The organism is Nonomuraea polychroma (genome assembly GCF_004011505.1).
GTDB classification, from domain to species: domain Bacteria; phylum Actinomycetota; class Actinomycetes; order Streptosporangiales; family Streptosporangiaceae; genus Nonomuraea; species Nonomuraea polychroma.
The window spans coordinates 2,212,250-2,230,186 of sequence record NZ_SAUN01000001.1 but is presented as its reverse complement, the minus strand read 5'-3'; the positions used below and the strand labels follow the sequence as shown (position 1 = coordinate 2,230,186).

Sequence of the window (17,937 nt, the reverse complement as noted above, 5' to 3'; positions counted from 1 at the left end):
GCCAGATTACAGCTTTACGGCCGCGTACAGTTCGCCGACCTCTTTCAGGCTCAGCGCGCGTACGGTCCCGGGCTTGGTACGGCCCAGCTTCACCGGGCCGAACTCGATCCTGGCCAGGTCGATGACCCGGTGCCCGGCCTCCTCCAGCATGCGCCTGACGACGTGCTTGCGCCCTTCGTGCAGCACGATCTCGACGAGCGCCTGCTGGCCGTGCTCCTGGACGATGCTGAAGCTGTCCGCTCTGGCGAGGCCGTCCTCCAGCTCGATGCCCTGCTTGAGCCGGCGCCCCAGGTCCCTCGGGATCGGCCCGGGCACCTTGGCCCAGTACTTCTTCTGCACGCCGTAGCTGGGGTGCGTCAACCGGTTGGCCAGCTCGCCGTCGTTGGTGAGCAGCAGCAGGCCCTCGGTCTCGGTGTCGAGCCTGCCCACGTGGAACAGGCGCGGGGCCAGCTCCTGCACGAAGTCCGCCAGACACGGGCGGCCCTGCGGGTCGTCCATGGTGGACACGACGCCGATGGGCTTGTTCAGGGCGTAGTAGACCAGGTCGGGGGCCGTGGGGATGCGCTTGCCGTCCACGTGGATGACCTGGGTCGCGGGATCGACCTTGGCGCCGAAGCGCCGTACGACCTGCCCGTTCACGGTGACGCGGCCCTCGCCGATCATCTCCTCGCAGGCCCTGCGGCTGGCCACGCCCGCCTGCGCGAGCACCTTCTGCAGCCGTACGCCGTTCGGCACCTCGGTGGTGTCACGCTCGTCGGTGTAGCCCTCGGGGTAGAGGTCGCGGTCCCTGATGGGCTGGCGGGCCGCCTTGATCCGGTCCCGCTGCGGGCTGCCGTAGCTCTTGCCGACGGTCTGGACGTCGTCGCGTCGGGGGGCGCGGCCGCCGGTGCGGGCGTCCCGCGCGGCGGTACGGCCGTCGCCGTCCCGCCTGCCGTAACGGGCGCGCGTCGAGGCCTCGGCACGGGGTCCGAAGTCCTCCGCGCCGCCACGCGACGGGCGCGGTGCTTCCCGGCCGTCGCGACCGGTGTAGCCGGCTTCCCGGCCGTCGCGACCGGCGTAGCCGGCTTCCCGGCCGTCGCGACCGGTGTAGCGGGCTTCTCTGTCTCCGCGTCCGCTGGAGTCGGTCGTCCTGCCGCGGCCGGTGCGGTCCGTGTCCCTGCGGCCGGTGCGGTCGGCGCGGAACCCGCCCCGGTCGGCGCCGTAACCGCCGCGCTCACCGCGACGGTCGCCGCCAGAGGCGCCGCGCTCGTCACGCCGGTCGGCACCGTAGCCGCCGCGCTCGTCACGCCGGGCAGCGCCGTAACCGCCGCGCTCGTCACGCCGGGCAGCGCCGTAACCGCCGCGCTCGTCACGCCGGGCAGCGCCGTAACCGCCGCGCTCGTCACGCCGGGCAGCGCCGTAACCGCCGCGCTCACCGCGACGGTCGCCGCCGTAGGCGCCTCGGTCGTCACGACGCTGGGCGCCATAGCCGCCACGCTCGTCGCGGGGGCGATCCGAACGGTAACCTTCCCGCTCGCCGCGGGAAGCCTCGGGGCGGTCCCCACGCGGGTACCGGTCCTCTCGGTCCCCACGCGAGTAGCGGTCGTCCCGGTCCCCACGGGACCGGGAGTCGCGGTCAGCAGGCGCGTTGTTGCGATCCTCCCGGCCGTCGCCAGGCCTGCCGTACCGGGAGCGGGTGCCGGACCGGTCGGCGCGGAGCGAATCGCGGGAAGGGCGTGCGTCGCCCGCGGAGTCGCGGCCGTATCCACGGTCGCGGTCGTCACGTCGAGCGCCGCCACGGAAGTCGTCACGGGAACCGCTCCGGGAGTCGTCACGGTCGGAGCGGAAGGCGGGACGTCCGCCGCGGCCGGCACTACGGCCCGAGCCGCCGGTACGTCCACGACCGCGTCCATCACCGGACGGGGTGCTTCGCCTGTTGATCACTTTGTTGTCTCCTCGAGATTTTCCACGTCGTCGGGGAGGAAGGGGGCGAGCTCAGGAAGCTCGCTGAGATCCCGCAGTCCCAGACGTTCAAGGAAGTATGAGCTTGTCCGGTAGAGCACGGCCTGGCTCTCCGGGTCGGTGCCGGCCTCTTCGACCAGCCCCCTGGCGACGAGCGTCCGCATGACGCCGTCGCTGTTGACGCCGCGCACGGCGGCGACGCGGGCGCGGCTCACCGGTTGCCGGTAGGCCACGACCGCGAGTGTTTCGAGCGCGGCCTGGGTCAACCGCGTCTGCTGGCCATCGCGTACGAATCGCTCGACCAGCGGCGCGCAGTCGGCACGTGTGTAGAACCGCCAGCCGCCCGCAACTTCTCTCAAGTCAAAACCCCGTCCGGCGGCGGTGTATTCCGCCGCCAGCCCCCGCAAGGCCGCGGCCACCTCATGGGTGGGCCGCTCCAGCACCTGCGCCAGCGTCACCTCGGCCACAGGCTCGTCGACGATCAGCAGGATGGCCTCCAACGCCGCCTCCAGCGTCGGCCCCCCAGCACTCTCCTCCGATGCCTGCGCGCCGTCGTCCACCGATGCCTGGGCGCCGTCGTCCTCCGATGCCTGGGCGCCGTCGTCCTCCGATGCTCCGGTCGCGACGAGGCCGGCGTCCTCACCCTCGCCCGCGCCCCCGGCCGCACCCGTTGCGCCGGGCTCCGCCGACCCAGCACCAGAGAACCTCGGCTCAGGGATCACAGCCGAAGAGTCGGCTTCCGCGTCGGCGGCCGACGATGCCGCCTCAGGGACCGTGGCCGAAGGATCGGCATCCGGTTCGGCGGCCGGAGCGACCACGTCCGGCTCGACGCCCGAAACGGGCGCATCCTCCGACACCGCATCAGCCTCGGCCACCGGCGCATCCTCCGACACCGCATCAGCCTCGGCCACCGGCGCATCCTCCGACACCGCATCGGTCTCGGCGGCCGGTGTGTCATCCCCAGGTAGGCGGGGGGAGGGCTGGACGAGGGAGCCGGGCAAGGTCATCCAGGCGGGGAGCGGGGGTCCGGAGTCCGGGGACTGGCGGGGGTTGGGCAGCGGGTTGGGGTTGTCAGTCATTGCGTTGGTTTCTCCGCGGATTCCTCGTAGTCGTCCCCCACCGCGACGTCGCCCTCGTCGGAGCCCGTCCACGTCACGTGCAGGTCCCCGAGCGGCTCCACCTGCTCGAAGGTCACCGCCGACTCCCGGAACAGCTCCAGCACCGCCAGGAACCGCGCGATGACCTCGTAGGTGCCCTCGCAGTCGGACACGAGCGCACGGAACGTGGCCCGCCGCAGCCGGCGCAGGTGCATGACCAGGAGCGCCGCCTGTTCCTTGACGCTCGCCAGCGGCTGGTAGATGTGCCCGACGTTCACGGTGGGCGGCAGCTTGGGGGTGAAGGCACGTGCGGCGATCTTGGCGAGTTGCTCGGGCCCGATGCCCAGCACCAGCTCGGGCAGCAAGTTGGCGAACTGCGGCTCCATCGGCACAGTACGCGGGAAACGCAGCGCCTCCTCCGCCATCCGCCCCGCGAAGATCTTCGCGACCTCTTTGTACGCCTTGTACTGCAGCAACCGCGCGAACAGCAGGTCCCTGGCCTCCAGCAGCGCCAGGTCCTCCTCGTCCTCCACCTCGCCGGACGGCAGCAGCCGGGCCGCCTTAAGATCGAGCAGCGTGGCGGCCACCAGCAGGAAGTGGCTGGTCTGGTCGAGGTCCCACTCGGGGCCCCGCGAGCGGATGTAGGCGATGAACTCGTCGGTGACCTTGGAGAGCGAGACCTCGGTGATGTCGAGCTTGTGCTTGGCAATGAGGCCGAGGAGCAGATCGAAGGGTCCCTCGAAGACATCCAGGTGGACCTGGAAGCCCTGGGGTTCGCTCTGCTCAGCGTTGGTCACCTGGACATTGTCGCAGGCGCCGGCCAGCGCGCCAGCACCTCGCGGGCCAGCTCACGGTAGGCGTTGGCGCCGAGGGACGACGGGTCGAACGTGGTGATCGGCTCGCCGGCGACGGTGGCGTCGGGGAAGCGCACCGTACGGTTGATCACGGTGTGGAACACCTTGTCGCCGAACGCCTCCACCACGCGGGCGAGCACCTCGCGCCCGTGCAGGGTGCGGGCGTCGTACATGGTGGCGAGGAGGCCCTCGATCTCGAGGTCCTCGTTGAGGCGCTCCTGGACCTTGGAGATGGTGTCCATGAGCAGCGCCACGCCGCGCAGCGCGAAGAACTCGCACTCCAGCGGCACCATCACCCCGTGAGCACAGGTCAGCGCGTTGATCGTGAGCAGGCCCAGGGACGGCTGGCAGTCGATGAGGCACACGTCGTAGTGCGGCAGCAGCGGCTTGATCACGCGGCCGAGCACCTGCTCGCGGGCGACCTCGGTGACGAGCTGCACTTCGGCGGCGGACAGGTCGATGTTGCTCGGCAGCAGGTCGAGCCCTTCGACGCCGGTTTCGAGCAGCACGTCCTCGGCGGTGACGCCGCGCTCCATGAGCAGGTTGTAGACGGTCAGGTCGAGCTGGAGCGGGTTGATGCCCAGCCCGACGGAGAGCGCGCCCTGCGGGTCGAAGTCGACCAGCAGCACCTTGAGGCCGTATTCGACCAGCGCGGCGCCCAGGTTGATGGTGGTCGTGGTCTTGCCGACCCCGCCCTTCTGATTGACCATCGCGACCACGCGCGCGGGTCCGTGCACGTCTGGGGGCACCGGTTCAGGGAACACCGGCCGGGGCCGTTGCGTCGGCCCTAGGTTGACGCCATTGGAAGGCGCGTTGGTCTTCGTGTCGCCCCAGGGGTTGTCGGGGGTCCCCGGGGTAGAACCCTTGGTCGTCACAGTCACCAGCTCGAACCTCCCTGACGATCCCGAACCGGACCGTCCGGACGGACACTATGGCGTCACCACTAAACGCGGCAAGGCGGCACGCCGAGGACGCCGCACGTCGCAAAAGACTATAGATCACTGCCGGGCCCGCGGGTGCGCCGCGGCATAGACCTCGCGGAGCTTGTCGACCGTGACCAGGGTGTAGACCTGAGTGGTCGTCACGGAGGCGTGGCCGAGCAACTCCTGCACCACCCTAACGTCCGCGCCGCCGTCCAAGAGATGAGTTGCGAAGGAATGCCGGAGAACGTGTGGGCTTATCCCGTCGAGTCCGGCGCGTTCGGCGGCAGCCTGCAGCACCTCCCACGCTCCCTGCCTGGTCAGACGCCCGCCGCGGGCGTTGAGGAAGACGGCGGGGGTGCCGCGTCCGTGGGCGAGCAGCCCGGGCCGGGCGCGCACGAGGTACGCGTCCAGCGCGGAACGGGCGTAGCGGCCGAGCGGCACGACCCTGACCCGGCCGCCCTTGCCGCGCAGGCGTACCTGGTCGTCCTCGAGATCGTCCACGGCCAGCCCGACCGCTTCGGAGATGCGGGCGCCGGTGCCGTAGAGGACTTCGAGCAGGGCGCGGTTGCGCAGCGTCAGGGGCGCGCCGTCAGGGCCGGAGGCGGCGATGAGCCGCTCGACCTCGTCCACGGCGATGGCCTTGGGGAGCCTGCGGAGCTGACGCGGCGGGCGCACCTGGTGGGCGGGGTCGTGGGCGGTGACGCCTTCACGCAAGGCGAAACGGTGCAGCCCGCGCACGGCGGACACGGCGCGGGCTGCCGAGCTGGCGACCAGCGCGGGGTGCTCGCCGTCACCCTCGCGCAACGCGGCGAGGAAGGCCTGGACGTCGGCCTCCCCCACCTCGTCGAGTTCGGCGCGACCGCGCGCCTGCAGATGCTCGAAGTAACGGCGTAGGTCACGACGGTAGGACGCGAGCGTGTTGGCGGCCAGGCCCCGCTCCACCGCCAGATGGGCGAGGTAGCTGGAGAGCACTGCCTCCACGAACCGGTCCTTCCGTCACGCCTCCGGGGCGTCGGCGGGGCGCAAGCAATTGAATCCCTCGACCGAAGCCGCATATGCGGCGAGGATACCGGCCACGGCCGGGGAATTGTGGATCATTCCCATGAGCGCCTTCTCGACCGCGTCGGTCAGGGGCACCCATTCGACCGGCATGTCGATCTCCTCGTGCCGGTGGACGAAGCCGTTCTCCTCGTCGGGGATCTTGGTCAGGTCGCGGGCGAGGAAGACCCGGATACGCTCGTCGCTCATGCCGGGCGACGTGCGCAGGTCGATGAGCGTGTGCCAGGTCCCGGCCCGGTATCCGGCCTCCTCGGCTAGCTCCCGGGCCGCGCCCGCCACGAGCGGCTCGCCTTCGACGTCTCGGATCCCGGCCGGCAGCTCCCACATCAGCTGCCGGGTGGGATGACGGTACTGCCTGATCATCAGGACGCGGTCCTGGTCGTCGAGGGCCAGCACGGCGACCGCGCCGGGATGCACCACGTAGTCGCGGTCGGCGACCTCGTCGCGGGGCATCGTGACGGTGTCGGTGACCACGCGGATGACGCGACCCTCGAACCGCTCCTTCGACTCGACGACCTCCCACGCCTCGGGCGTGTCTTCGATCATGGTCGCACTCGCTTCCGGTCCTCGTCGGTCACACACGTCGCCCCAGGCATCCTCACGGGCCGACCTTAGCCCCCACGCGTCCGTCGGCGTAGATCAGGGAGGCGTTGATGAGGCCCTTGAACATCGGGTTGGCACGGGTCGGGCGGGAGCGGAACTCCGGGTGCGCCTGGGTGCCGATGAAGAACGGGTGGATGTCGACGGGCAGCTCGGTGTACTCGACGAGGCGGCCGTCGGGCGACACACCGGAGAACACCATGCCGACCTTCTCCAGCTGCTCCCGGTAGGCGTTGTTGACCTCGTAGCGGTGACGGTGCCGCTCGTCGGCCTTGGCCTTGCCACCGTAGAGGTGCCGGGCGAGCGTGCCCTCGCCGAGCTTGGCGGTGTAGATGCCCAGGCGCATGGTGCCGCCCATGTCCCGCTCGCCGGCGACGACGTCCTCCTGGTCGGCCATGGTGGAGATGACCGGGTGCTTGGTGTCGGGGTCGAACTCGGCGGAGTTGGCGTCCTCGATGCCGGCCAGGTTGCGGGCGGCCTCGATGACCATGCCCTGCATGCCGAGGCAGATGCCGAGCAGCGGGATCTTGTTCTCCCGGGCGTGGCGGATGGCGCCGATCTTGCCCTCGATGCCGCGTACGCCGAACCCGCCGGGGATCAGCACGCCGTCCACGCCGTCGAGCTCGCGCTCGGCGCCGTCGGGCGTCTCGCAGTCGTCGCTCTTGACCCAGCGGATGTTGACCCGCGCGTCGTTGGCGAACCCGCCGGCCCGCAGGGCCTCGGTCACGGACAGGTACGCGTCGGGCAGGTCGATGTATTTGCCGACCAGCGCGATCGTGACCTCCTTGGCCGGGCGGTGCACGCGGCGCAGGAGCTCCTCCCACTCCTTCCAGTCGACGTCCCTGAACGGCAGGCCGAGCCGCCGCACCACATAAGCGTCGAGCCCCTCGGAGTGGAGCACCTTCGGAATGTCGTAGATCGAGGCGGCGTCCACCGCGGAGACCACGGCGTCCTCGTCCACGTCGCACATGAGGCTGATCTTGCGCTTGATCGCCGTCTGCACGGGCCGGTCGGACCGCAGCACGATCGCGTCCGGCTGGATGCCGATGCTGCGCAGCGCCGCCACGCTGTGCTGGGTCGGCTTGGTCTTGAGCTCCCCGGAGGGCCCGATGTAGGGCAGCAGCGACACGTGCAGGAAGAACACGTTGTCGCGCCCCACCTCGTGCCGGATCTGCCGCACGGCCTCCAGGAACGGCAGCGACTCGATGTCGCCCACCGTGCCGCCGACCTCGGTGATGACCACGTCCACCTCAGGACCGGCCATGCCCCTGATGCGGTCCTTGATCTCGTTGGTGATGTGCGGGATGACCTGGACGGTGTCGCCCAGGTATTCGCCCCGCCGCTCCTTGGCGATGACGTTGGAGTAGATCTGCCCGGTGGTGACGTTGGCCGAGCCGTGCAGGTCGGTGTCGAGGAACCGCTCGTAGTGGCCGACGTCGAGGTCGGTCTCGGCGCCGTCGTCGGTGACGAACACCTCGCCGTGCTGGAACGGGTTCATGGTCCCGGGGTCGACATTGAGGTACGGGTCGAGCTTCTGCATGGTGACCCGGAGACCGCGTCCCTTGAGGAGGCGACCGAGGCTGGATGCCGTGAGCCCCTTGCCGAGACTGGAGGCGACACCGCCGGTGACGAACAGATGCTTGGTTTGCGATGCGCTGCGCAAAGGGGCTCCCGTGGCTCGAGGTGTGGTCGAAGTGTCCACGGGCTCTCAGGATATCAAACAACGCCCCTCACATGCCCGAACAGCATGGACCTAGCGGTAACTTTGGCACTTATGTCACTTGTACGGCGGGCCGTGGGCACGCTGATTCACCGTACCTACACGGCGATCCGGCGCGCCGGCGCGATTTCTCCGGCCTCGCCCGCGGGTTACCGGTTCCGCCGGTTGGGCGACGGGGTCAGCATCGCGTTCCCCCCGGGCGCGATCTTCGGCGAGGAGTGGATCGAGATCGGCGACCACACGCTGATCGGCGAGCGCGTGTCGCTCTCGTGCGGCATGATGCCCGGCGCTGACCTCGGCCCGGACTCGATCCTGCGCATCGGCCGCGGCTGCTCGATCGGCCGGGGCTCGCACGTCGTGGCCCACCAGTCGATCGACATCGGCGACGACGTCTTCACCGGCCCGTACGTCTACATCACCGACCAGAACCACGTCTACGACGACCCGGACGTTCCGATCGGCCGGCAGTGGCCGCGCAACAGCCCGGTCTCGATCGGCTCGGGCTCATGGCTGGGCGCGGGCGCGATCATCCTGCCGGGCACCACGCTGGGCCGCCAGTGCGTGGTGGCGGGTGGCGCGGTGGTCCGCGGGGAGTTCCCCGACCACAGCGTGGTCGCCGGGGTGCCCGCCAAGCGGGTGCGCGGCTTCTCGCCGGAGCTGGGCTGGCACACGCCCGGCCTCCCGTTGACCGTCGACGCCCAGCCTGCCGCCCCCTGAACACCGCTGTCCCCGTGCCGGACCGCCCCGGGGCAGGGGGCCGTCACGGGCGCCACAATCACGTGGGCGGACGACGGCGGAGGGTGGACCGAACAAGGTTCTGCCGGATAGCGTCGTGTCATGCGGACCGCCATCTGTGAGCGCCTGGGCATCGAGTTCCCCCTGTTCGCCTTCAGCCACTGCCGGGACGTGGTGGCGGCGGTCACGAACGCGGGCGGGTTCGGGGTGCTGGGCGCGATCGCGTACTCACCGGAGGAGCTCGACACCGAGCTGACGTGGATCGACGAGCGTGTGGGCGGCCGGCCGTACGGCGTGGACGTGCTCGTACCCGGCAAGATCGACGACTCGGCGCTGGACCGCCGCGTGCACCTGCTGGACCACATCCCCGACCGGCACCGCGACTTCGTCGCGCACCTGCTGGGCAAGTACGGCGTGAGCGCGCCCGCTCAGCCCCTCACGGCGGCGGCGGACGAGCTCGGCCGGCGGGTGACGGCCGCGGGCGCGACGGGGCTGATCGATGTGGCGTTGAAGCACCCGATCGGGCTGCTCGCCAGCGCCCTGGGCCCGCCGCCGCCGGAGATGGTGGCGAAGGCCAGGGAGGCGGGCGTGCCGGTGGCCGCGCTGGTCGGCACGGTCGAGCACGCCCGCAGGCAGGTGGCGGCGGGTGCGGACCTCATCGTCGCGCAGGGCACCGAGGCGGGCGGGCACACCGGCGAGATCGCCACGATGGTGCTGGTGCCGCAGGTGGTGGACGCGGTGGCCCCGGTGCCGGTGCTGGCGGCCGGCGGGATCGCGTCGGGGCGGCAGATGGCGGCGGCGATGGCGCTCGGCGCGGACGGCGTCTGGTGCGGCTCGGTGTGGCTGACCACGGAGGAGGCGGAGACGGCGCCCGCGGTCAAGCGCAAGCTCCTGGCCGCCTCGTCCCTGGACACGGTCAGGTCCAGGTCGCGTACGGGCAAGCCGGCCCGCCAGCTCAAGTCGGCCTGGACGGAGGAGTGGGACTCAGGACCGGAGAGCCCGGGGCCGCTGGGCATGCCGTTGCAGATCCTGCTGGCCGAGGGGGCGATGGCCCGTATCGGGGCGGCGGCGGAGAAGGGCGAGCCGGGGGCGGTGGACCTGGTCAACTACTACGTGGGCCAGGTCGTGGGCCAGCTCGACCAGGTGAAGCCGGCCCGCCAGGTGGTCTACGACATGATCAGCGAGTTCGGCGAGGCGGTGGAGCGTCTGTCTCGCCTGTCCGAGTGAAGACGTACAGGAACGGGTGACGCGGCCGGACCGAGCCATCGGCGGCGGCCTTGGCCAGGGCGAGCGCGCCGTCGGCCGAAGTCCCCAGCGGCGGTGTGAAGCGGGCGCCGGGCAGCGACTCGCGCACGGTCGCCTGGAACGGCTCCATCAGCAGGTCCGCGGCGTCGAAGAGGCGTCCGCCCCAGGAGAAGACGGGTTCGAGCGCGGCCGCGGCGGCGACGGCCGTGTGGCCGAGCTGCCGGCCGGCCTCGGTCCAGATCCGCCGGGCGACCGGGTCGCCGGCGCGGGCCGCCTCGGCCACGTACGGCGCGAACGACGCCAGGTGGTGTGCCGCGGAGCCCGACTCGTAGACGAGCGCCACCAGGTCGAGGGGGTCGCCGAAGCGGGCCGTCATGCGGTCGAGCAGGGCGGTGGAGCCGCCGGCCCGGCGGTCGTGGGCACGCAGGGCGGCGTGCAGGCCCTGCATGCCGACCCAGGCGCCGCCGCCGTGGTCGCCGAGCAGGTGCCCCCATCCGTCGGCCTGGTTCCAGACGTCGTCCAGGTCGGTGCCGAGCGTGATGACGCCCGTGCCGGCGGCCACGACGACCCCCGGCCGGAACCCGAGCGCGCCCACGTGTGTCGTCACCATGTCGCCGGCGACCACGAGCGTGTCCAGGTCGAACCGCTTCCCCAGCGCCCGCCACAACGTGCCGGGGTCCTTGACCAGGCCGGGCAGCCCGGTCACCCCTACCGCCATGCCGGCGAACCGGTCGAGAGCCGGCAGGGCGTCCCGCCCCGCCGCACCGGCCTCGTGCCTCCCGAGCCGGACCTGGGTCGCGTTCTCGACCATCCCGAGCCGGGCGTGGGTCGCGTTCTCGACCATCCCGAGCCGGGCGTGGGTCGCGTTCTCGATGACGGTGACGATCCGGGCGGCGAGCCGGTCGAGATCGACGCGGCCCCCGTCCCGTGGCACCGGCGCCGAGTCCTCCCCGTGGGCGATCCCCCCTCCGGCCTCGATCCGTGCCCTGATCCCTCCGCCGCCGACGTCCACGCCGGCGAATCCGGTCCTGCTCATCCGGCGTGCCCGCCGAGCGTGGCGACGGCCGCCCGCACGCCCTGGCCGGCGCTGAGCGCGGCCCGGGCCTCGGCGGCGGAGCAGCCGGTGAGCAGCCGCACGAGCGCCTCCGGGACGGCCCCGTCCGCCTCGGCGAGGGCGGTGCGGCAGGCGTCCGCGCCGGCGCCGGTCGCCTCCACGAGCAGGCTCACCGCGCGCTCGGCCAGCTTGGCGTTGGTGGCGACGAGCCCGACCATGAGATTCCCGTACGTCCGCCCGGCCTTGATCATCAGCGCCGTCGAGAACGCGTTGAGCACCACCTTGGTCGCGGTGCCCGCTTTGAGCCGGGTGGACCCGGTCAGCGCCTCCGGACCCGTGTCGGCGGCGACGACGATGTCGGCCAGGTCGCGTAGCGGCGCGTCCGGGTTGCAGGTGACCAGCACCGTCAGGGCGCCCGCGGCGCGAGCCGCGCGGAGAGCGCCGGCGACATATCGCGTGGAGCCGGACGCCGTGATCCCGACCGCCACGTCCCCCGGCCCGAGGGTCTCGGCGTCCGCCTCGCCCAGCGTATCGGCGTCCTCGCGATCGATGGAGGAGTCGGTGAGCGCGGCGGGCCCGCCGGCGAAGTGGGCCGTGAACAGCTCACGCGGCGCGCCGAACGTCGGGGTGATCTCGGTGGCGTCCAGCACCGCCAGCCGCCCCGACGCGCCGGCGCCGAAGTAGTGCACCCGCCCTCCTCCGGCCAGCCGCCGGTGCGCCGCGTCCACGGCCAGGGCGAGCGGCCCTGTGGCGGCGCGGACGGCCTCGACGGCGCGGGCGTCCTCGTCCAGCAGCAGCCGCAGGACGTCGCCGGACTCCAGGGTATCGATGTCGGTGGTGCGGGGGTTGCGGCGTTCCGTGGGCGGGACTGCCTGGCTCATGGTGCTCCTCATCGTCCGTCCTCCGCTTCCCGTGCGCCCGCGTACGCGGCGAGCAGCCGGCGCGACTCCGCGGCGAGGTCACCCGGCCGCGCCGGGGCCGCACCGTCCCGCAGGAAGGTCTCGGCCCGCTCGCGGAGCCGTTCGCGCAGCTCCGTCTCGGCGGCGGGGTCGCCGGCGAGCCCACGGGTGAGGCCTCGCGCCCACAGCTCCCAGCGGTCGCGGTAGTAACCGCCGACGAGCCCCGCCCAGTGCCGGCCCGCGTAGTCGTCGAGCAAGGGGCTGTCCACGGTGCCCCACACCGTGATGATGCGGCGGGCGTTGTCCCGCAGGACCTCGCGGTCGGCCGGCCCGGCGGCCCACGACAGGGCCTTGGCCTCCCAGTGCTGGAAGGTGTACTCGGGACGGCAGGCCAGCATGCGGTCGAGGTCCTCGAAGACCTTCAGGAAACGGGCCACCCGCTCCGGGTCGCCCGCCGACTCCACGACATCGAGGTAGAGGCGGTCGGCCGCCCTGGCCATGTAGGCGATGCCGGTCTCCACGAGGTCGTGCCCGAGCGGCCCGTCCAGCAGGCCGGGATCCTGCTCGGCCACTTCGATCATCCGCTCCCAGGCCTGCGCCAGCACGGCCGGCCGGTACCACAGGGCACGGGACACGTCGGGTGTCCGCTCGTAGGAGGGGTTGGTGGTGAGCACGCCCGGGAACTGGTCGGGAGCGATCCGCACGCCCTGCGCGCCGTAGACGGTGTCCAGGAGCCCGCGCCAGGCGGCCCGCAGCCCGGCCGTCCCCTGTCCCCCGTAGCGCTGGGTCACGAAGGCGTCGAGCCAGGCGTCGAGATCGGGGACCCGGTTCCAGAGCTGGTCGGTCACCAGCTCGAAGACGACGGGGTTGTTGCGGGTGGCCTCCATGGACAGGCCGAGCCCGGCGGGCGGGCTCGGCGATGCCAGGGCCGCGTCGATCCCTTCGGGAACGCCGCGCAGGTCGGCGGCCGGGTCGGTGCGGCCGCCGAAGTTGAGCAGCGCGCACCACAACCAGGGTTTCCCGGAGAATCCGTCGAAGCGACCCCAGAGCGGATCGTGCTCCGCCCACAGGTCGGCGACGAGCATGCGGTCGTCCGAGATGGCGTCCAGGAAGGCGATGACGCGGTCCTCGGTCCAGAAGTCCCGCTGGTAGGAGAACGGCCAGGCCTGCATGAGCCAGACCGCGTCCGGGTCGGCGGCGCGCAGGCCGGCCAGCGTCGCCGACGCCACGGCGCCGGGGAAGGCCGGGTCGGCGTCGATGGGGATCATCTCGATGAACGGGTCGGCCGCGTACAGGTGGTCGGTGCCGAAGAGCTTGATCTGGGCGCGGGTGATCTCGGCGCCGATGCGCTCGTACAGCGGGTCGGCCGGGTCGAGGACCCAGGTCTCGAACCCCTGCCATTGGCGGCGGCCGGCTCGCGCCGTCGAGGCGATCTCGCGGGGGACGTGTCCGGTGAAGGCCGGCAGCACGGGCGTCATGCCGAAGGCACGCTCGCGGTCGAGGATGCGCGCTCCAAGCTCGCGGTGGCTCTCGATCCAGGACGAGGAAAGAGGGCCGGCGAAGTCGTCCAGGCAGCCCATGTACTGGAACGGCAGGTAGCCCGGCCCGCCCAGGAAGCCGCGGATCCGGTCGTCGTCCAGGCCGAGCAGGGAGTAGGCGGCGTGCAGCACGGCCTCGTGGCCGGTGACGGCGAGCGGCATGGTGATGCCGTGCAGGGCCATCCAGTCGATCTCGCGTTCCCAGTCGGCCCAGTCCCAGTAGGGCATCGTGTAGCTGAAGGTGCAGAAGTTGAAGTAATAGCCCTCACGCACGCGGGCCGAGGCGTGGCGGAGCGGGGCGTCGGGAAACGACGTCACCCGCAGGGGCAGCACCGTGTCCCAGCCCACGGACATGCCGCAGTGCTCCCGGAGGTAGTGGTGCAGCGCGACGGAGGCGCTCACCCCATCGGTCGCGGCGACGGTGAGCACGCCGTCCCTCGCCTCGTAGGCGTACTCACGGGCTCCGTCGCGCGCGGCGGAGCCCGCGAACCGGATCGACTCCGCCACGGGCCCGAGAACACGATGAGCGAGGCCGCGGACGGTGTCCGCCCACAGCGGCGCATGCTCGCCGGACGACATCACAGGTCACACCCCTCGACGAATTAGTTCCGTACGATACATAATTAATATGCTAGCGTGCCGGGACATCGATACGAAGGGCTCGGAGAGGTCATGGAGCAGCTGGTCGCCGCGGGCACGCAGTTCATGCGGGAGGTCAACGCGGCCGCGATCCTGAGCAAGCTGCGGGCCGAGACCAGCATGAGCGTGTCGGCGCTGGCCAAGGCGGTGGGGTTGTCCAGGCAGGCGGTCACCCGCGCCCTCAACGCGCTGGCCGAGGAGGGCCTGGTCGAGTTCGGCCCCCTCGAGCGCGACGCCCGCCGGGCGGGGCGGCCCGCACAGCTCGTGCGGTTCCGGGCGGAGGCGGGCCATGTGCTGGGCCTGTCGATCAGTCCGCAGGACGCGCGCGTGGCGGTGGCGGATCTGTCCGGTTCGGTCATCGCGACCGACGCCGTGCAGCTCGGCCCCGATGCCGGTGGGTCCCAGGTGGTGGAGACGCTCCTGTCCACGGTGGCACGGGCGCTGCGCGCGGCGGACCTGACGACCGGTGATCTCTGGTTCGCCTCGGCGGGCACCCCCGGCATCGTCGACCCGGCGTCCGGCGTCATCAAGCTCATCCCGAGCATGCCGGAACTGGCCGGCGACATCCTCCAGCGCCGGCTGCGCGAGACGCTGGGCTGCCCGGTCTACCTGGACAACGACGTCAAGCTGGCGACGCAGGGCGAGCGGTGGCGAGGCGCGCGACGACGCGAGGACTCGCTGGTGATGGTCCACTGGGGGGAGCGCGTCGGCGCCGGGATCGTTCTCAACGGCGAGCTCTACCGCGGCGCCTCCAACGACGCCGGCGACGTCGGCTTCCTCGATCTGTTCGCCGAGGGACTGCTCACCGACGAGGCGGAGACCGACGGGGCGGACGCCGGCCGTTCCGGGACCCGCCATCCGCACGGCCTCGGACCGTTCGAGGACCGGGTGGGCGGCGAGGAAATCGTGCGCCAGGCCGCGGCGGCGGCGGAACGCGCGGGCGACGGCGTCTTCCGCGCCCGGATCGAGGCCGCCGGAGAGCGTGCGTTCGAGGCCGTGCTGGACGCCGTCGTCGAGGGCAGGCCGGCGGCTCTGGAGGCGATCGACGTGGTGGCGCGCCGGTTCGCCAAAGGCATCGCCGTGATCAGGGCGATACTCAACCCCCGGCTCGTGGTCATCGGCGGCCCTTTGGCCAGATGCGGAGAGACGTTGCTGGCGGCGCTGCGGCGGCATCTGGCCCGCGAGCCGCTGGACCAGCCGGCGCTGGAGGTCTCGACGCTCCAGGAGGACGCCGTCGTCCACGGGGCGCTGCTGCACTCGCTGGAGGAGATCGAGCGCACCAGGTTCGGCCTGGTGAGAACCCGGTCGTCATGAGGCCCGTCGAGGACCCGACGCCACCACCCCCCGATAGAGGAGAAAGGTCATGCGTATAACGACACCAGCCCGGCGGCACGCGCTCGTGGCGCTGGGCGTCACGGCGGCACTGACCCTGACGGCGTGCGCGGGCACCAGTGGCCCGGCCGGGAACACGGCGCCGAAGGTCGACGTATCGACGACCATCCCCAGCGACCCGGTGACGCTCACCCTCGCCTATACCAACGACCCGCCGACCAAGGCGCTCATCGACGGCTTCACCAAGAAGCACCCCAACGTCACCATCAAGCCCCAGATGACGCCGTTCAACGACTACATCAAGTCCATCAAACTCGCGATGTCGTCCGACGCGGCGCCGGACATCGCCCAATACAACCCGGGTGCGATGAACTCCCTGGTCCCTGCCGGCCTCATCCTGGACCTGGGCCCGTGGTCCAAGGCGTACGGCTGGAACACCAAGTTCCCTCCGGCCAGCCTCGAGGTCCTCAGCTCCGACAAGTCGGCCAAGCAGTTCGGGACCGGCAGCCTGTACGCCGTGCCCGGCGGGCTCTCCGTGCTCGGCGTCTTCTACAACAAGAAGATCGTGAAGGCGGCGCCGAAGACGCTGGCCGAGTTCGAGGCGGCGATGAAGCAGGCGAAGGACGCCGGCCACACCCCGCTGAGCAACGGCGCGCTCCAGGTCGGCGGGTTCCACCTGTGGAACGCGCTGCTCAACGTCACCGGCGACGTCGACGACTACCGGTCCTGGGTGTACGGCAAGCCAGGCTCGACGATCGAGACCCCGGCCGCGCAGAAGGCCACCCAGTTGCTGACCGACTGGGCGAAGAAGGGATACATCTCCAGCTCGGCGAGCGCCACGGCGGACCCCGACGCGCTGGCCAGTTTCGCCAAGGGCGGCAGCGCGTTCCTGATCACCGGCAACTGGGCCGCCTCCACCCTGGAGACCGAGATGGGGAACGACGTCGGCTTCTTCCTCATGCCGACGGAGTCGGCGGACAAGCCGGCGAACGTCGCCTCGGGCGCGAGCGTCGCCTACGCCATCTCGGCGAAGAGCAAGCACCCGAACGTCGCCGCGGCGTTCCTCGACTACCTGGGCTCGCCGGAAGCGGCCAAGATCGAGTTCGACGGCGGCTTCATGCCGGTCGACACCAAGACCGAGCTGGGCGCGCAAGGGCTGCGCGGCGAGATCTCGACCGTCTTCGCGCAAGTGGCGCAGAACAACGGGATCGTCCCGTTCCCCGACTTCGCCTCCCCCGGCATGATCGACAAGCTGACCCCCGGCATCCAGGGCCTCATCAACGACAAGATGACCCCCGACGCCTTCCTCCGCTCCCTGCAGGAGTCGTGGGACGCCCACCATGGCTCGTGAGCTGACCTCGTCCGTCTCCCCGCCGCGCGCCCACGAGGCACGCGGCGGGGGGCGGGCAGCCCACGCGCCCACGCGCCCGCCGCGCTGGCGCGGGCGACGGGCGCGCGGCTGGCTCTACGTGCTGCCCGCGCTCGCGGTGTACCTGGGATTCGCCATCTGGCCGGCGCTGAACACGCTGCGCCTGTCCCTTCTGACGTGGGACGGCATCCTGCCCGCGACCTGGGCAGGCTTCGACAACTATGTCGAGATTTTTCAGGACTCGGCGCTATATGAGGCCATCCTGCACAGCCTCGTGCTGATCATCTTCTTCTCGTTCATCCCCATCGGCGTCGGGCTGCTCATGACGGCGCTGCTGATGGGGAAGGTGCGCCGGGGGATGACGTTCTTCCGCGTCGTCTTCTTCCTCCCCCAGGTGCTGCCGCTCGTCGCCGTCGGCATCACCTGGCGGTGGCTCTACAGCGACTCCGGCGTCGTCAACCAGTTCCTCGACCTGGTGGGGCTGGGGGCGATCACCCGCGCCTGGCTGGGCGACTACCAGCTGGCGCTGATCGCGCTCGGGCTCATCGGCACCTGGGTGATGAGCGGGCTGTGCATGATGCTCTTCCTGACCGGCGCGCAGAAGATCGACCCCTCCCTGTACGAGGCCGCCAAGCTCGACGGCGCGGGCTCGTTCCGGCAGTTCCGCCACGTCACCCTGCCCGGCGTGCGCAGGGAGATCACCGTCGCCGGCGTCATCACCACGATCGCCGCGCTGGCCAGCTTCGACCTCGTCTTCGTCACCACCAACGGCGGCCCGGCGGGTCAGACCAACGTGCCCGGCCTGCTGGTCTACCGGTTGGCCTTCAACGAGGGCGACATCGGCGGCGCCAGCGCGCTGGCCGTCGTGCTGACCGTCATCGTGGTCGCCGTCGTCAGCGCCGTCCGATACTTCACCAGGGATGAGAGTTGAG

At 71.3% G+C, this 17,937-nt stretch carries 15 protein-coding genes; 5 read left to right on the top strand and 10 right to left on the bottom strand.

Going from position 1 to position 17,937, the window contains the following annotated elements:
- Positions 1-6: 6 nt before the first annotated feature.
- The 7 genes from EDD27_RS09885 to EDD27_RS09855 form a co-directional block, all read right to left on the bottom strand.
- Positions 7-1,923, bottom strand: a complete 1,917-nt coding sequence (locus tag EDD27_RS09885) for a pseudouridine synthase (RefSeq protein ID WP_241563948.1) — start codon at positions 1,921-1,923, stop codon at positions 7-9.
- Positions 1,920-2,501: an SMC-Scp complex subunit ScpB gene (gene scpB, locus EDD27_RS09880; RefSeq protein ID WP_127940595.1), complete on the bottom strand. Its 582-nt coding sequence runs from the start codon at positions 2,499-2,501 to the stop codon at positions 1,920-1,922. The genes EDD27_RS09885 and scpB overlap by 4 nt, the downstream gene beginning before the upstream one ends.
- A gap of 515 nt (positions 2,502-3,016) precedes the next feature.
- On the bottom strand, positions 3,017-3,835 hold the full coding sequence (locus EDD27_RS09875) for a segregation and condensation protein A (RefSeq protein ID WP_127932125.1): 819 nt from the start codon (positions 3,833-3,835) through the stop codon (positions 3,017-3,019).
- Positions 3,832-4,767, bottom strand: coding sequence for a ParA family protein (locus tag EDD27_RS09870; RefSeq protein ID WP_421917267.1), 936 nt, complete (start codon positions 4,765-4,767; stop codon positions 3,832-3,834). Before EDD27_RS09870 ends, EDD27_RS09875 begins: the two co-directional genes overlap by 4 nt.
- Positions 4,768-4,890: 123 nt before the next feature.
- A complete protein-coding gene (locus tag EDD27_RS09865) occupies positions 4,891-5,796 on the bottom strand; it encodes a site-specific tyrosine recombinase XerD (RefSeq protein ID WP_127932123.1) in 906 nt (301 codons plus the stop codon).
- 15 nt (positions 5,797-5,811) lie between these two features.
- Entirely contained in the window at positions 5,812-6,420 is a 609-nt protein-coding gene (locus tag EDD27_RS09860) for an NUDIX domain-containing protein (RefSeq protein ID WP_127932122.1), read from the bottom strand.
- Between the two features lie 52 nt (positions 6,421-6,472).
- Positions 6,473-8,137, bottom strand: a complete 1,665-nt coding sequence (locus EDD27_RS09855) for a CTP synthase (protein WP_127932121.1) — start codon at positions 8,135-8,137, stop codon at positions 6,473-6,475.
- Between the two features lie 111 nt (positions 8,138-8,248).
- On the opposite strand from EDD27_RS09855, the gene EDD27_RS09850 reads away from it, so the two are divergent.
- The gene (locus tag EDD27_RS09850) at positions 8,249-8,911 is read left to right on the top strand and encodes a DapH/DapD/GlmU-related protein (RefSeq protein ID WP_127932120.1); all 663 of its coding nucleotides are present in this window, start codon (positions 8,249-8,251) and stop codon (positions 8,909-8,911) included.
- Between the two features lie 120 nt (positions 8,912-9,031).
- Positions 9,032-10,156: an NAD(P)H-dependent flavin oxidoreductase gene (locus tag EDD27_RS09845; protein ID WP_127932119.1), complete on the top strand. Its 1,125-nt coding sequence runs from the start codon at positions 9,032-9,034 to the stop codon at positions 10,154-10,156.
- Here EDD27_RS09845 and EDD27_RS09840 read toward each other — a convergent pair.
- From EDD27_RS09840 to EDD27_RS09830, 3 genes are read right to left on the bottom strand one after another with little or no spacing between them, the layout of a single operon-like run.
- Positions 10,107-11,210, bottom strand: a complete 1,104-nt coding sequence (locus EDD27_RS09840; RefSeq protein WP_127932118.1) for a BadF/BadG/BcrA/BcrD ATPase family protein — start codon at positions 11,208-11,210, stop codon at positions 10,107-10,109. The genes EDD27_RS09845 and EDD27_RS09840 overlap by 50 nt on opposite strands.
- On the bottom strand, positions 11,207-12,109 hold the full coding sequence (locus EDD27_RS09835) for an N-acetylmuramic acid 6-phosphate etherase (protein WP_127932117.1): 903 nt from the start codon (positions 12,107-12,109) through the stop codon (positions 11,207-11,209). The genes EDD27_RS09840 and EDD27_RS09835 overlap by 4 nt, the downstream gene beginning before the upstream one ends.
- Positions 12,110-12,117: 8 nt before the next feature.
- Positions 12,118-14,244 carry an alpha-N-acetylglucosaminidase gene (locus EDD27_RS09830; RefSeq protein WP_127932116.1) on the bottom strand — a complete coding sequence of 709 codons (2,127 nt, stop codon included), beginning with the start codon at positions 14,242-14,244 and terminating at the stop codon, positions 12,118-12,120.
- Positions 14,245-14,301: 57 nt separating this feature from the next.
- On the opposite strand from EDD27_RS09830, the gene EDD27_RS09825 reads away from it, so the two are divergent.
- Genes EDD27_RS09825 through EDD27_RS09815 form a run of 3 tightly spaced genes read left to right on the top strand, consistent with a single transcriptional unit; the run spans position 14,302 to position 17,936 of the window.
- The gene (locus EDD27_RS09825) at positions 14,302-15,618 is read left to right on the top strand and encodes an ROK family transcriptional regulator (protein ID WP_241563945.1); all 1,317 of its coding nucleotides are present in this window, start codon (positions 14,302-14,304) and stop codon (positions 15,616-15,618) included.
- 49 nt (positions 15,619-15,667) lie between these two features.
- Positions 15,668-16,987, top strand: a complete 1,320-nt coding sequence (locus EDD27_RS09820; RefSeq protein WP_127932115.1) for an ABC transporter substrate-binding protein — start codon at positions 15,668-15,670, stop codon at positions 16,985-16,987.
- Positions 16,977-17,936 (top strand): carbohydrate ABC transporter permease, encoded by a 960-nt coding sequence (locus EDD27_RS09815; RefSeq protein ID WP_127932114.1) that lies wholly within the window; start codon positions 16,977-16,979, stop codon positions 17,934-17,936. The genes EDD27_RS09820 and EDD27_RS09815 overlap by 11 nt, the downstream gene beginning before the upstream one ends.
- Position 17,937: the final 1 nt, after the last annotated feature.

What these genes read in the sequence shown, in the direction of transcription:
- EDD27_RS09850 (WP_127932120.1), top strand. Translation starts at nt 8,249, where the DNA reads ATGTCACTTGTACGGCGGGCCGTGGGCACGCTGATTCACCGTACCTAC.
- EDD27_RS09840 (WP_127932118.1), bottom strand. Translation starts at nt 11,210, where the DNA reads ATGAGCAGGACCGGATTCGCCGGCGTGGACGTCGGCGGCGGAGGGATC.
- EDD27_RS09830 (WP_127932116.1), bottom strand. Translation starts at nt 14,244, where the DNA reads ATGTCGTCCGGCGAGCATGCGCCGCTGTGGGCGGACACCGTCCGCGGC.
- EDD27_RS09820 (WP_127932115.1), top strand. Translation starts at nt 15,668, where the DNA reads ATGCGTATAACGACACCAGCCCGGCGGCACGCGCTCGTGGCGCTGGGC.
- EDD27_RS09835 (WP_127932117.1), bottom strand. Translation starts at nt 12,109, where the DNA reads ATGAGCCAGGCAGTCCCGCCCACGGAACGCCGCAACCCCCGCACCACC.
- EDD27_RS09845 (WP_127932119.1), top strand. Translation starts at nt 9,032, where the DNA reads ATGCGGACCGCCATCTGTGAGCGCCTGGGCATCGAGTTCCCCCTGTTC.
- EDD27_RS09860 (WP_127932122.1), bottom strand. Translation starts at nt 6,420, where the DNA reads ATGATCGAAGACACGCCCGAGGCGTGGGAGGTCGTCGAGTCGAAGGAG.
- EDD27_RS09815 (WP_127932114.1), top strand. Translation starts at nt 16,977, where the DNA reads ATGGCTCGTGAGCTGACCTCGTCCGTCTCCCCGCCGCGCGCCCACGAG.